Origin of the sequence: Micromonospora musae, from assembly GCF_003626545.1 — a bacterium.
GTDB lineage: Bacteria > Actinomycetota > Actinomycetes > Mycobacteriales > Micromonosporaceae > Micromonospora > Micromonospora musae.
This window is the reverse complement of sequence record NZ_RAZS01000003.1, coordinates 508,773-522,412: the sequence shown is the minus strand read 5'-3', so window position 1 is coordinate 522,412 and position 13,640 is coordinate 508,773. Positions and strand designations below refer to the sequence as shown.

General features: G+C 72.2%; 10 protein-coding genes. 5 read left to right on the top strand and 5 right to left on the bottom strand.

Going from position 1 to position 13,640, the window contains the following annotated elements:
* Nucleotides 1-124: 124 nt before the first annotated feature.
* From D7147_RS10490 to D7147_RS10480, 3 genes are all read left to right on the top strand, one after another.
* The gene (locus tag D7147_RS10490; RefSeq protein WP_147437384.1) at nt 125-2,563 is read left to right on the top strand and encodes a hypothetical protein; all 2,439 of its coding nucleotides are present in this window, start codon (nt 125-127) and stop codon (nt 2,561-2,563) included.
* A 149-nt stretch (nt 2,564-2,712) separates the two neighbouring features.
* Nucleotides 2,713-3,456, top strand: a complete 744-nt coding sequence (locus D7147_RS10485; RefSeq protein WP_120676169.1) for a hypothetical protein — start codon at nt 2,713-2,715, stop codon at nt 3,454-3,456.
* 212 nt (nt 3,457-3,668) lie between these two features.
* Nucleotides 3,669-4,244: a Dps family protein gene (locus D7147_RS10480; protein ID WP_120676167.1), complete on the top strand. Its 576-nt coding sequence runs from the start codon at nt 3,669-3,671 to the stop codon at nt 4,242-4,244.
* 74 nt (nt 4,245-4,318) lie between these two features.
* Here the strand turns inward: D7147_RS10480 and D7147_RS10475 are convergent, their stop codons facing one another.
* The 5 genes from D7147_RS10475 to D7147_RS10455 all read right to left on the bottom strand — a co-directional run bounded on the left by D7147_RS10475 (nt 4,319) and on the right by D7147_RS10455 (nt 11,516).
* Complete coding sequence (locus D7147_RS10475; protein ID WP_120676165.1) at nt 4,319-5,236, bottom strand: siderophore-interacting protein; 918 nt, start codon at nt 5,234-5,236, stop codon at nt 4,319-4,321.
* 92 nt (nt 5,237-5,328) lie between these two features.
* Nucleotides 5,329-7,296 (bottom strand): potassium transporter Kup, encoded by a 1,968-nt coding sequence (locus D7147_RS10470; RefSeq protein WP_233563072.1) that lies wholly within the window; start codon nt 7,294-7,296, stop codon nt 5,329-5,331.
* Nucleotides 7,297-7,542: 246 nt separating this feature from the next.
* The gene (locus D7147_RS10465; RefSeq protein WP_120676161.1) at nt 7,543-8,361 is read right to left on the bottom strand and encodes an alpha/beta hydrolase; all 819 of its coding nucleotides are present in this window, start codon (nt 8,359-8,361) and stop codon (nt 7,543-7,545) included.
* A gap of 286 nt (nt 8,362-8,647) precedes the next feature.
* Nucleotides 8,648-9,979: a hypothetical protein gene (locus tag D7147_RS10460; RefSeq protein WP_233563071.1), complete on the bottom strand. Its 1,332-nt coding sequence runs from the start codon at nt 9,977-9,979 to the stop codon at nt 8,648-8,650.
* Nucleotides 9,980-9,989: 10 nt separating this feature from the next.
* Entirely contained in the window at nt 9,990-11,516 is a 1,527-nt protein-coding gene (locus D7147_RS10455; protein ID WP_120676749.1) for an alkaline phosphatase D family protein, read from the bottom strand.
* Nucleotides 11,517-11,786: 270 nt separating this feature from the next.
* On the opposite strand from D7147_RS10455, the gene D7147_RS10450 reads away from it, so the two are divergent.
* Both D7147_RS10450 and prfH read left to right on the top strand, forming a co-directional pair.
* Nucleotides 11,787-12,965, top strand: coding sequence for an RNA ligase RtcB family protein (locus tag D7147_RS10450; RefSeq protein ID WP_120676159.1), 1,179 nt, complete (start codon nt 11,787-11,789; stop codon nt 12,963-12,965).
* Nucleotides 12,962-13,636, top strand: coding sequence for a peptide chain release factor H (gene prfH, locus D7147_RS10445; RefSeq protein WP_120676157.1), 675 nt, complete (start codon nt 12,962-12,964; stop codon nt 13,634-13,636). The genes D7147_RS10450 and prfH overlap by 4 nt, the downstream gene beginning before the upstream one ends.
* Nucleotides 13,637-13,640: the final 4 nt, after the last annotated feature.

Genomic DNA, 13,640 nt, shown 5'->3' with positions numbered 1-13,640 from the left:
GCTTGTCGCTAACCGGTCAAACGCTTTGCCGAACGGCCAGGAATACCCATGCTCTCTTCGGGCCCAAAATCGCGGCCCAGTCCACCGGACCGAATACGGTCCGCCCGTGGGGGGAGGAGCATCGATGTTCGGTAGGAAGGCCACCAGACCCGCGAGAACGGCGCTCGCCGTGATCGTGCCGGCTGTTCTGGTGACGCTCGCGGGAGGGGTTGGTCCCGCGTACGCCGCGGACCCGGGCGAGGACGCGAAGGCTCGCACCACGCCGGCCTATCAACTGGCCAAGGGCGAGGAGTGCGGGCTGCGGCCGTCGGCCGGCAAGAGCGCGAAGGACGAGCAGCTGAGCTGCCTCGGTGTCGAGGCGAAGCTCGACCGGACGCCGGCGGTGGGAGAGCAGGCGACGCTGCGGGTCACCGTCCGCGCCGCGGGGAAGATCGGACCGAGCGAGATCAGTGTCGCCCTCCCGGCCGAGCTGGAGTGGGTGCAGGCGCCGGCCGAACTGGGCGTGCAGAAGCGCAGCAGCATCCAGCCCGAGCGGGCCGGCTCCATCTCCGTGGCGCGGACGACCCAGGCGCTGCGCTCGGGCGACAGCGTCGGGTTCAGCGGTGTGGTCCGGGCGGTCAAGGCGGGTCAGGTGCAGATCCAGGCCCGGGCGACCGCGCCGTACGGCCGGGACGTCCAGGCCGGTCAGGACGACGTCTTCCTGACCATCGCGGAGAAGGCGGGAGCGTCCCGGCTCGGACACGCGGTCCCCGCGGGCGACAGCTCCACGAAGCGGGTACCCACGACCGAGCGGGCGGCGCGGCCGTCCGGCCAGAAGCCGAAGAGCGTCGGCGCGCAGAGTGTGACCGGCGAGGCACAGGCCGAGGCGCGGGCCAAGGGGCTCAAGGTGATCGCCCCGCAGGCGCCGTGTGACACCCGGGTCGCCGGGAACTGGAGCTTCCAGGACCAGAACGGCACCTGGCACAACCAGATGAACATGCAGGTGCAGGTCTGGGACGACGACGTCTTCGGTGACTCGCTGCTCGCCACCGGCGTGACCGACGGCGCCGGCAACTACAACATCTGCTTCGACTCGAAGGTCGAGGGCTTCCCGGACAGCGGGAACGCCGACATCTACGTCCGCTTCATCACGTCGAACTCCCAGTGGCGGGTGCAGCGCGGTGGCAACCCGCTCTCCTTCCAGACCGGGACGACCAACGACGTGCCCACCGGCAGCACCTTGAACCTCGGTTCGCTCACCGCCGCCGACGGCGCGCTGCAGCGCGGTCTGCACGCGTACGACTCCGCGAACGACGCGTGGCTGTGGGTGCCGAAGCCGAACAACCTGTGCTGGGACCAGGACGACGCGAGCTGCCGCCAGGTGGTCATCAACTGGGCGCCGGACTCGACCGACGGCACGTACTACAACCTGGGCAGCAACCAGGTGCACCTGGCCGCCGACGACCCGAACGCCCCGGTCACCGTGGTGCACGAGATCGGCCACGCGGTGATGGACGACCTGTACAACGACAACTTCCCCGCCGCGCCGAACTGCAACCCGCACAGCGTCACCGGCACCAGCTCGGCCGGCTGCGCCTGGACCGAGGGCTGGGCGGAGTGGTTCCCGGCCACCGTCTACAACGACCCGTTCTTCCGCTGGCCCAGCGGCGCCTCCCTCAACCTGGAGAACGCGAGCTGGGGCAACGGCTGGGGCGAGGGCGACACCACCGAGGGTCGGGTCGCCGCCGCGCTGATCGACATCACCGACTCCGCGAACGAGGCGACCTGGGACCGGTACGGCGAGGGGCCGTGGAACATCTGGATGACCTCGCGGCTGCACAACTCGACCACCTTCGCGAACTTCTGGGCGCACCGCACCGCCGACGGCTTCAACGTGGCCGACTCCGGGGCACGGGCCTCGGTGTACCAGAACACGATCGACTACCAGTTCCGGGACCCGCTGGGCAGCTACGCCCCGCTGACCCGCCCGACACCAACGCCGCCGCACAACTTCGGATACTCGACCTCGTCGGTCTACTGGTCGGTGGTCGCGCTCAAGCCCAACTCCGGTGACCTGGACCTGCAGCTCTACGACGACCGGGCGCAGGGCGTCTACCTCAGCGGCAGCGCCGCCGGCGGCACCACCGTCGACTTCGTCGCCGTGGACTCCAACCGCCGGGCGCTGGGTGACTACTACCCGCGGGTGACCAACTGGTCCGGCGGCGGTGGCTACCGCGTCGAACTCGCCCAGGGCGCCAGCGTGCTCAACGGCGGCAGCAGCACGATCACGATGGGTACGAACAACGTGGTCGCCGTCCGGGACACGTACCTCACCGCCGGGGTGCCGGTCACCATCTCGGCGGCGGCCACCAACGTCGGTCAGGACGCCGAGCTGTTCCTGATGAGCAGCGACGCGAACGCGGCCACCTGGATCCGTCCCCGCTCGGGTGCGGCGGCCGCCGCCACCGGCGGTGGCGCCGGGGCGACCGAGACGATCACCTTCACCCCGGCCCTCTCCGGCTGGTACGGCGTCGTCGTGGTCAACAAGGCCGGCTCCGGCAACTACACCCTCACCCGGTCCTGACCGTCCACCTCCTGACCGGTCCGGGAGCGCCCGTCGCGGCGCTCCCGGACCGCTGTTCGCGGACCCGCGAACGATCCGTCCCGAATTGCACGGAACCGCCGGGCACACCGGCACGTCCGACCGACGTAACCTGACGCGGGAGGCGACAGATGCACCGACTGCTGGCCCTGCTCGCTGTGCCGGCCGTGCTGGCCTCGACGGTGACCGTGGCGGCCTGCGCGGGCGGCGACCGCAGCGAGCCCGAGCCACCGACGGGCGCAACGACGCTGGTGCTGCGGCTGAGCGAACTGCCCGGCCTGCTGCCGCCCGGCGGCGTGGCCACCGTCGCTCCGCGCCACTCCCTCTTCGGTGACGGTCGGCTGATCAGCGACGCGTCCGGGCCCACCGGGGGGTGGCCACAACTGCGCGTGGACACCGTTTCGACCGAGGACCTGCGCGAGCTGTTCCGTACGGCCGCCGCGCTCCCGGACGAACCGGGAACGGCGGCCCCGGACGGGCCCGTCGTGCAGGTGGTCGTCGGCGCGCCCGGCGGTCGACGCGGCGTCACCCTGGCCCGCGACGATGCGGCGGCCACCCGGCTACGGGCCGATCTCGCCCGGCATTCCGGCGGTCCGCCGGCACCGTACGAGCCACCGGCCGTCGCGATCGTCGCCACGCCCGCCGACCCCGCCGAACCGGCCCGGCCCTGGCCGTTGCCGACCCTGACCGGCGAGCCGCTGGGCGGCACGTCGGCCGGTTCCACCTGCCTCGTGCTGCGGGGCGCCGAGCTGGACGCCGCCCGGCGCGCGATCGAAGCCACCGACGGCGACGCGCGGTGGAGCAGCGCGGGCCGGGTGTGGCAGGTGGCCGCACGCCCGCTGCTGCCCGACGAGACCGGATGCGCCGACCTCTAGTCGCTGGTCGCTCACCGGCAGCCCGGACGAGTGACAGCGGCGAAGCGGCGCCCCGGCACGGGGCGAACCGGGAGAGGGTGGGCGGAGCGTCATGTCTGCCCTGCGTCAGCCGTCCATCGCCGGCGCCCCGCGTAGCGGATCGCCCATCGCTTCCGTGCCGAGGCCGGCCCGGCGCGACGTACGGGCAGGCCGATGAGGAGCGAGGAGACGACGTGACCGGAGAGCCGAACACCGCGGACAGCCAACCCCGCCTTCATCAGCACGGCCGGGAGATTCAGGCCTTCGGCAGTGTCCGCCAGTTGCCGGTCGCTCTGGCGTACGAGGCTCGGTTGTACTCGTGCGAGCGGTTGAACCGGATCCTCGCCGACACCCGCATCCTGCACTCGCTGTACAAGAAATACCACTGGCTCATGCGAGGGCACACGTTCTACCAGTTGCATCTCCTGCTCGACAAGCACGCCGACGAGCAGCTGGCGCTGATCGACACGCTCGCCGAGCGGGTGCAGACCCTCGGTGGGGTCGCGGTCGGCGATCCGCGCCACGTCGCCGAGCTGACCCGGATCCCCCGCCCGCCGAACGGTGTCGAGGAGGTTCCCGGGATGCTGTCGCGCCTACTGGAGGCGCACGAGACGATCCTGATCGACGCGCACGACGCGGCGGCCCGGGTCGCCGAGGGCGGTGACGACGGCAGCAACGACGTGCTGGTGTCGGATCTGATCCGCACCAACGAGCTACAGGCCTGGTTCGTCGCCGAGCATCTCGTCGACACGCCCGCGGTACGGGCCTGAACGTCCGCGCGGACCGGGGAGTACGGCACCTCGGGTGTCCCGCCCGTGCCGGCGACGGCGGGACACCCGGGGTGTCAGGCGACGTCGGCGCGCCCGAGCCGCCAGTAACCCATGAACGCGACGGCGTGCCGGTCGAGGCCCCGCTCCCCCACCAGGTGCCGGCGCAGCGCGCGGATGACGCCCGCCTCCCCCGCCAGCCACGCGTGCAGCGGTGACGCGGCGGTCTCGGTCTCGGCGGGCACCTCCCAGAGGATCTCGGTGTCCACGTCCACGTCGTTGTCGGTGACCGGACCGGTGGCGGGCTCGGTGCGGGCGGCGATCAGGTCCCCGGCCGCCGCGGCGACGGCCGGGACGAGGAGGCTTCCGTACTCGCCGGCGCCCCGGGGGAGCCAGGTCAGCTCGACCCCGGGTGGCGTCACCAGCGGGAGCGCGTCGCCGGCCTCCGGGACCTCGATCAGCGCCCGGCCGGACGCGTCCAGCGGCAGACGCTCCAGGATGGCGGCGATCGCCGGCGCGGCGGTCTCGTCCCCGGCGAGCAGCAGCTGCCCCGTCGACGGCAACCGGAACTCGATGCCGCCGTGGTCACCGGAGTAGCCGGCGTCCGGGCCGACGAGGGCGATCTCGTCACCGATCCGGGCCCGCCGGGCCCATCGGGTGGCCGGGCCGCCGTCGCCGTGCAGAACCAGGTCGATGTCGACCTCGGCGAGGTGCGGACGGACGGCCCGCACGGTGTAGGTGCGGATGGGGTTGCGCTGCTCCTCGGGCAGGGCCCGCCACTGCGCGTACCAGTCGGGGCCGTCCGGCAGCCGTACCCCCTGCTGGCCGGGGAGCGGCAGCGCGAGCTTGATGCGCTGGTCCCAGCCGTTGTCGGCGAACCGGTCGAGGTCGGGGCCGGTGAAGGTGGCCCGCAGGAACGAGGGGCTCAGCCGGTGGATGGCCCGGACCTCGACGGTGAAGACGCGCCAGGGCGCGATAGGCAGGGTCTCGGTCATGGTGCCTCTCTGGGTCGGGCGGCGCCGGTCGAAGGTTAGGCTACCCTAACCAGCTTTCCCGATGAGCGGAAGTCCGCTGCCGGACCCGGCGTTCACACCTCGATGTACGAGCCCATGATGACCGTGCGATCGCGCGGCAGGCAGAAGTGCTCGGCGGCGTCGGCGGTGATGAACGAGGTCGTGATGAAGAGCCGCTTGCGCCAGCGCGGCATGGTCGGCCGGCTCCCGGCGCGCAGCTCGATCTTCGAGAGGAAGTAGGAGGCCTCCTCGGCCTGCACCCGCCCCTCGACGTCACCCGCGTTGAGCCTGCGGAGCGTCTCGGGCACGTCCGGGCTCTCCATGTACCCGAAGTAGGCGCTCACGTGGGTGATGCCGTCGTCGGAGTAGCCGAGGTCGTCGACGGCGATCCGCTGGTCCGCGGCGATCCGGGGCACCGGCTTGGTCTCGATCGAGAGGATCACCACGTGCTCGTGGCGTACGTGGTTGTGCTCCACGTTGGCGCGCATCGCGAGCGGCACGGTCTGCTTTCCCCGATTGAGGAAGATGGCCGTGCCGGGCACCCGGCGGGCGAGCTTGCCGTCCGCGCGCAGCTCCTCGACGAAGTCACGCAGCGAGCCCTCGTGCTGCTGTCGTTCGCTGGTGACGATCTCGCGTCCGCGTTTCCACGTCGTCATGATCGTGAAGGCGGCGAGGCCGATCAGCAACGGCACCCACGCGCCGTGCAGCAGCTTGGTCGCGTTGGCGCCCAGCAGCAGCAGGTCCCACACCAGCAGCGGTATCGCGCCCAGGGCGAGCAGCCAGAGCGGCACCTTCCACTTCCACCGGCCGAGGTAGAACAACAGGAAGGTGCTGATCGTGATCGTCGCGGTGACCGCCATGCCGTACGCGAAGGCCAGCCCGGTCGAGCTGCCGTAGGCGAGGACGAGGGTGAGCACCGCGACCATCAGCAGCCAGTTGACCCACGGAACGTAGACCTGGCCGATGGTGGACTCCGAGGTGTGCAGGATCCGCAGCCGGGGCAGGTAGCCGAGCTCCGCCGCCTGTGAGGCCACCGAAAAGGCGCCGGTGATCACGGATTGGGAGGCGATGACCGTCGCGGCGGTGGCGAGCAGGGTCAGCGGCAGTCGACCCCAGTCCGGCGCGAGCAGGAAGAACGGGCTGCTGATGTTGCTCGGATCCTTGAGGATCAACGCGCCCTGGCCGAAGTAGCTCAACGTCAACGCGGGAAACACCAGTACGAGCCAGGCGCGGGTGATCGATCGGCGACCGAAGTGCCCCAGGTCGGCGTAGAGCGCCTCGGCCCCGGTGACGGCGAGCACGACGGCGGCGAGGGCGAAGAACGCGACCTCGAAGCGGCCGGCCAGGAACCCCAGCGCATAGGTCGGCGACAGCGCCTTGAGGATGTCCGGATGCGCGGTGATGCCCCGCACCCCGCAGACCGCGACGATGAGGAACCAGACGATCATGATCGGCCCGAAGAGGCGGCCGACCGCGGCGCTCCCCCGGCGCTGGGCGACGAAGAGCAACGCGATGATCACCACGGTGATGGGGACGACGAGATTTTCGAGTGAGGGTTCGACGACCTTGAGCCCCTCGACGGCGGAGAGCACCGAGATCGCCGGGGTGATCATGCTGTCGCCGAAGAAGAGCGCCGCACCGAAGATGCCGAACAACACGAGCACCGGCACGGCTCGCCCGCCGCGGCGTACGTTGCGCCGCAGCAGGGTGATGAGGGCCATGATGCCGCCCTCACCGTCGTTGTCGGCGCGCAGCGCCAGCAGCACGTAGGTGACGGTCACGATGATCATCACCGTCCAGAACACCAGTGACACCACGCCGAAGACGTTCTCCGTGCTGACCGGCACGGGATGCGGGTCGCTCGGATTGAACACGGTCTGCATCGCGTAGATCGGGCTGGTGCCGATGTCGCCGAAGACGACGCCCAACGCGCCGATGACCAGCGCGAGTCGGGCGCTGTCACGGGCGATCGAACTGCTGGCCCCCAGCGGACGCGACGCCGGTCCGGCCTCGGGCGCGCCCGGCTGCTGGCGCTCGGTCACGGCCATCCCCCCTGTAGCCGGCGACGGCACCGGCTGAACGCCCAGGGCACCAGATGCCCGACGTCGGCATATCGGCACATTACCGGCACAACGCCGCCTCCGGCGGCGGGTCACGCAGAGAGCAGCCGTCGCCGGAGGCGCGCTCCGCGGCGCGGGCGTGCTTCCCCTGCGGCGAGCCGCCGGGGAACCGGTCCGGCCGGGACCGCCCGCTCAGCCATTCAGCAGGGTCCGGCCGGGACCGCCCGCTCAGCCGTCCAGCAGGGTCCGGACGTCCGCGAACAGCCGGTCGTCGGCCGCGGCGGCCGCCGGAGAGGTCGCCTCCTGCTGGATGAAGTTGTGCTCCAGGCCGGACTCCTGACGGTGCAGCACCCGCACCCCGGCCTCGGCCAGCCGGCGGGCGTAGGCGTTGCCCTCGTCGCGCAGCGCATCGTGCTCGGCGGTCACGAGGACGGTGGCCGGCATGCCACGCAGGTCCGTCGTCAGCAGCGGGCTGGCGGGAGCCCGGTCGGCCGCCCGCGGCGTCCACTGCTCGACCGCCCAGACGAGGAAGTCGGTGTCCAACGCGTGACCGGACCCCTCGTCCACGATGCTCGGCTGCGAGAGCGTCAGGTCCGTGTTGGGGAACATCAGGACCTGCCCGGCGGGAAGCTCCTCGCCCGCGTCGCGCAGGCGCAGGCAGGCCATGGTGGCCAGGTAGCCGCCGGCGCTGTCCCCGGCCACCGCCACCGGCCGAGCCCAGCGCAGGACCGCCACCACGTCGTCGACGGCCGCCGGGTACGGGTGTTCGGGCGCGCGCCGGTAGTCGACGGCGAGCACCTCGACGTCGCAGGCGTCGGCGAGCCGCCGGCAGATCCGGTCGTGGGTGTCCAGGTCACCCAGGACGAAGCCGCCTCCGTGTGCGAACACCACCCGCGGCCGCGCCTGCTCGGACGGGCGGTAGTGGCGCAGCCGCAGGCCGTTCGGCCCCTCGACGTCCGCCACGCGGGCCAGCGCGGGCCCCCGGGGACGTGCGGCGGCTCGCCGACGCGAGCCTTCGCGCAGTTCCGACGCATCGAAGGACGCCATGAGGTTCTCTCTTCCGGGCAGGATCGACGCCGGGAAGCCGGAGTTCCGGCCCCTGCTCGGGCGACCCTGCCGGCCGGAGCGGCCCGGGTGACGCCACACGCGGCTCAGACTCTAACGCCCGCCGGCGCCGCTGCTCGTACGGGCGGAGCTACCGCACCAGGATCTCCCCCGCCCGGGGCAGCGGCCGATCGGCCCGCAAGAGCCCCGCGCGGTCCGTGGCGGGCTCGGTGACCTCGTCACGGCACCGAGGTCAACCGAGCCCCTCCCACTGGGATATCCGTACCGGTCAGCCTGCCCGGTTCGCGGCTCGGGCCTTCATCCGGCGCAGCTCCTGCGCCGAGACCTGCCAGGTGGAGTTGGTCGTACCCAGGCCGAGGAGCACCTGGTCGAACGTGTTCCCGTCGTTGTCGTCGGTGTAGCAGACGGTCACCTCACCCCACGGCGAGGCGGCGACGGCCATCTGGTCCTGACGACCGGTCGTGGTCTGGCTCAACGCCTGGGCCGGCAGCCGGCCGCCGCTCGTGCCGTCCGGGTTGAGACCCCGCGCCCACACGTCCGAGTCGGCGCCGACGACCGTCCAGCCCACGACGACGTTGCCCTGGTCGTCGATGCCGACGCCGGGCGCGGTGGCCCCGCCGCCGATGGAGACCTGGACCTCGGCGTGCCGGGCGGCACCGGCGGCGCCGAACGAGCGCGCCCAGACACCGCCGGTTCCCGTGTGATCGGATTCCCACGCCACCGTGAAGTCACCGGCGAAGTTCGCCGCGACCGAGGCGCGCTGCTGCTGCCCGTCGCTCTGCGCGTTGGCCGTCCGCCGCGACAGCACCACCGAACCGTTGGATCGCGCCAGCCGGGCGAGGCCGATGTTGTAGAAGCCGTTCGCGTCGGCGTCCTCGTCCCAGACCACGAGGGCCTCGCCGGAGGCGGAGACCGCCACGTCGGGACGGTGGTGCGCCCCGGTGGCCTGGGAGGCGGTCACCTCGTACGCCTTGCTGGTGGCGGCGGTGTATCCGGCGGCCCGGACGGTGGCGGGGGCGGTTCCCTGGATGTCCTCCCAGACCACGGCGAACCCGACCGCGGCGGCGTTGTTGGGCGCGCCGTCCGGGTCCACCGCCACCTTCGGCCAGATCTGCTGCCCGGCGTCGCTCGCGTTGACCTGGCCGGAGCCGAGCACCGCCCCGGCCGGCGACACCACCCGGTACTGGATGTTGTAGACGCCGTTGCCGTCGCCGTCGGCGGCCCAGACCACCACCGCGTTGCCTCGGTCGTCCAGTCCGACGTCCGGGCTGATGTGCCGCCAGGCGGCCCCGCTGGTCCCACCGCCGGTGAGCTTCACCTCGTACGCCGGCACGCCGTCGCGGAACAGCCGCAGGAAGATCTCGCTGTGCGTGTCGTCCGCCGGGTTGGTGCTGTCCCGGTCGTCCTCCCAGACGACCGCCACCTGGCCGTTGCGGTTCATGGCGACGGCCGACAGGTCCTGGTCGCCGGCGGAGGCGCTGTTCGCCGTGGTCCAGGTGACGGCCTCGGCGGTCATCGCGGTCGGCGCGGCGGCGGGGACGGCGCCCGGTACCGCCAGGACGGGCGCGACGAGCAGTGCGGTCAGTAGTGACATCGACATCTTCTCTCTCCTAACCGGCCTGCAGCCCGGGCCGGCCGTCGAGGATGACGAACGAGCGGGCCGTGGAGACGGCCGCGCCGTGCTCGGTCACCGTGTTCACCGAGCGGAAGTCCGCCCGGATCTGGCTGCGGCTGATCGTGGTGCGGACGTAGCCGCGCCGGTTCGAGTAGAACTTCAGGTGCGGATTGGTCGCCGCGTTCGGGATGGTGGTGGTGGCGCTGCCGTTACCGCCCGAGGTGATCGAGGTGCAGACCAGCTCGGTGCCGATCGTCGCTGAGGCGGGGTTCGCGTAGTCGGCCTTGAGCTCGTTGGCCCAGGAGTTGTGCACGTCGCCGGTGAGGACGACCGGGTTGCGGACCCCACGCTGCTGCCAGCCGGTCTGGATCCGGGCGCGAGAGGCCCGGTAGCCGTCCCAGGCGTCCATGTTCGCGGCCCCGTTCGCGTCGAGCTGGCGGGCGAAGAAGACCTGCTGCCCGAGGATGTCCCAGGTGCCGTAGTGCTGAGCCAGCCCGTCGAGCAGCCACGTCTCCTGCGCCGCGCCGGTGAGCGACCGGGTGGCCAGGTCGGCGTCGGAGCAGACCTTCCACCCGTCGCCGCACGCCTGGTCGTCCCGGAACTGCCGGGTGTCGAGCATGTGGAAGGTGGCGAGCTGCCCCCACCGGACGCGCCGGTACAGCGGGACGCTGTTGCCGGCCGGCGCCGAGGTCGGCCGCAGCGGCATGTTCTCGTAGTAGGCCCGGTACGCCGCGGTGCGCCGGGCGGTCCACTGCGCGGTCGTCAGCGCCGGGCTGCTGTCCGCGCGAACCATGTTGGCGTAGTTGTTCTCCACCTCGTGGTCGTCCGGCACCACCAGCCAGGGCGCCGCCGCGTGCGCCGCCTGCAGGTCCGGGTCGGACTTGTACAGGGCGTACCGGCGGCGGTAGTCCGCCAGCGACACGATCTCGGCGCCGACGTGCTGCCGTACCGCCGAGGTGTTGGTGCCACCTTCGTAGATGTAGTCGCCGAGGTGCAGGACGAGGCCCGGATTGTCCTCGGCCATCCGCCGGTAGGCCGTGTAGTAACCCGACTCGTAGTGGGCGCAGGAGGCGAACGCCATCACCAGGTCGCGGCCGAAGGTGCCCGGCGCCGGGGCGGTCCGCGTCCGGCCGACCGGGGAGATGTGGCCCTGCGCGCGGAAACGGTAGTAGTAGTCGGAGTCGGCCGCGAGGCCACCGGCGATGACGTGCACGGAGTGCGCGTCGGCGTAGCGGGCGGCGACGGAGCCGGAGGCGACCAGCGAGGAGAAGCTCGCGTTCGTCGACACCTGCCACTCGACGGTCACGTCCGCGTTGGCCATGCCACCCTGCCCGTCGGCGTTCAGCGGCGACGGCGCCAGCCGGGTCCAGAGCACGACACTGTCGGGCGCCGGGTCGCCGGAGGCGACACCGAGTTTGAAGGGGTACGGCGCTGCGGCTCGGGCACCCTGCAGGGGCGTCAGCGCGGCGCCCGCGGCGGTCAGTCCACCGAGGACGAATATGCGACGGCTCAGCCTTGTCATGGCGAGCACTTTCGAGAACGTCGATGAACGGCGGGCTTTGCGACCCGGAATCCGGAGTGACACCACGCCGTCCGGTGCACGGCGATTCGGTGTACGGCCCCGGCGTCGTCCACCGCGCCGGCTGAAATTCGATTGCCGGACGCCACGGGTTCCACGAGGGTGGTGCGCATGAGGTTCTGACGGACACCACCCACGTTTCCCGAGGCGTCGTGACATCGACCGGCGCCGCGCTGTCGTCCGCCCTCTCTCCTCCGCGAAAAGTGAGCCTCCTTGTCTCTGCACGCCTCCGCTTCGGAGTTCCACCCGCACGCCACCCCCGCCACCGTCACCGTCTTCGCCTCGGCCGAGAGCTGGATCGAGTCGGACGCCCTCCGGCAGTGCCAGCAGGTGGCCGCCCTCGACGGGATGCTCCACGTCGCCGCCATGCCGGACCTGCATCCGGGCAAGGGCGCGCCGATCGGCGCCGCCATGTCTGCCACCGTGCTGTATCCGTTCCTGGTCGGCTCCGACATCGGTTGCGGCATCGCCGTGTTCCCGATCCGGCTCAAGCGCGCCGTGCCCGAGAAGCTCGCCGCCCGGTTCCCCGACCTCGACCGGCCGCTGGACCCCGAGCGGGACGCCGACGACCCCGCCTGGGCCGTCGTCGAGGGCGACCTTCCCGCCGGCCACGTCGACGGGCTCGGGACGGTCGGCCGGGGCAACCACTTCGTGGAGCTGGCCCGCATCGGCACGGTCTTCGAGCCGGGCCACGCCGCCCGCCTCGGGCTGGAGACCGCAGACCTGGTGCTCGTCGTGCACAGCGGCTCCCGTGGGCTCGGCGAGCGGATCCTGCGTACGCACACCGAGGTCCACGGCGCCGGCCCCGCGCCCGACGTCGCCGCCTACCTGACCGCGCACGACGAGGCCGTACGGTGGGGATCGCTCAACCGGCGGCTGCTCGCCGCGCGGGTCGCCCTCGCCCTCGGCGCGGAGCCCACCGAGCCGGTCGTCGACCAGTGCCACAACCTGGTCGAGGTCCGCGACGGGCGCTACCTGCACCGCAAGGGAGCAGCGCCGGGTGACGGCCGCGACGTGCTGATCGCCGGGACCCGCGGCACCCCGTCCTACCTGGTGGCCGCGCACGCCGGTCCGGCCGCCAACTTCTCGGTGGCCCACGGCGCGGGTCGCAAGATGTCCCGCGCCGACGCCCTGCGTCGCGGCCGGGCCAAGCACACGGTCGAGGAGCTGCGCCGCACCCCGGTCGGTTCGGTGGTGGTCTGCGGTGAGCGGCAACTGCTCTTCGAGGAGGCGCCCTCGGCCTACAAGCGCATCGAGCGGGTCGTCGCCGACCTCGTCGACCACGAGCTGGCCACTCCCGTGGCCACCACCATTCCCCTGGTCACCTACAAGACGCCCGAGGCCGGTACCGCCGACCGCCGGGACGGCCGTCGTGGACGCAGGCGCGCATGACCGTGCACCTGCTCCTCTCCGCCGGCCGCGGCCCGCAGGAGTGCGCCTGGGCGCTCACCCACCTGCTGCGCCGCCTCGAGGCCGACGCCACCCGGCAGGGCCTGACGATCCGGCGGGTCCGGACCGTGCCCGGTGAGCGGCCCGACACCCTCCGCTCCGCGTTGATCCGGATCGACGGAGTCGACACCGAGGTCTTCGGCGCCTCGTGGACCGGCACGCTCTGCTGGCAGGCCCCCAGCCCGTACCGGGCGGGCACCGGGCGCAAGAACTGGTACGTGGTGGCCCGCCCCTGTCGGCTCGACGGGCCGACCACGGGCTTCTCCGAGGACGACGTCGACGTCGTCGCCTGTCGTACCGGTGGGCCGGGCGGCCAGCACCGGAACAAGGCCAGCACGGCCGTGCGGGCCACCCACCGCCCGACGGGCACCGTGGTCGTGGTCGACACCGAGCGGCAGTTCAGCCTGAACCGCCGGATCGCCATGCAGCGGCTACGGCAGCGCCTCGAGGACGGCGACGAGGCGGCCCGACGCGACGTCGCCACCGACCGGTGGCGGATCCACGACGAGCTGGTGCGCGGCAACCCCACCCGGGTCGAACGGCCGGAGCCGCCGCCGCGCGACTCAGCGCCCGTCCGACGGTCCCGGCCGCTTCGGCCACGATCGCCGCGCTGATCGC

Bases quoted from the DNA above. Each gene is read 5' to 3' on its own strand.
- D7147_RS10475 (WP_120676165.1), bottom strand. From the start codon at position 5,236: ATGACCGAGACCCTGCCTATCGCGCCCTGGCGCGTCTTCACCGTCGAG.
- D7147_RS10465 (WP_120676161.1), bottom strand. From the start codon at position 8,361: ATGGCGTCCTTCGATGCGTCGGAACTGCGCGAAGGCTCGCGTCGGCGA.
- prfH (WP_120676157.1), top strand. From the start codon at position 12,962: ATGACCGTGCACCTGCTCCTCTCCGCCGGCCGCGGCCCGCAGGAGTGC.
- D7147_RS10455 (WP_120676749.1), bottom strand. From the start codon at position 11,516: ATGACAAGGCTGAGCCGTCGCATATTCGTCCTCGGTGGACTGACCGCC.
- D7147_RS10490 (WP_147437384.1), top strand. From the start codon at position 125: ATGTTCGGTAGGAAGGCCACCAGACCCGCGAGAACGGCGCTCGCCGTG.
- D7147_RS10460 (WP_233563071.1), bottom strand. From the start codon at position 9,979: ATGTCGATGTCACTACTGACCGCACTGCTCGTCGCGCCCGTCCTGGCG.
- D7147_RS10485 (WP_120676169.1), top strand. From the start codon at position 2,713: ATGCACCGACTGCTGGCCCTGCTCGCTGTGCCGGCCGTGCTGGCCTCG.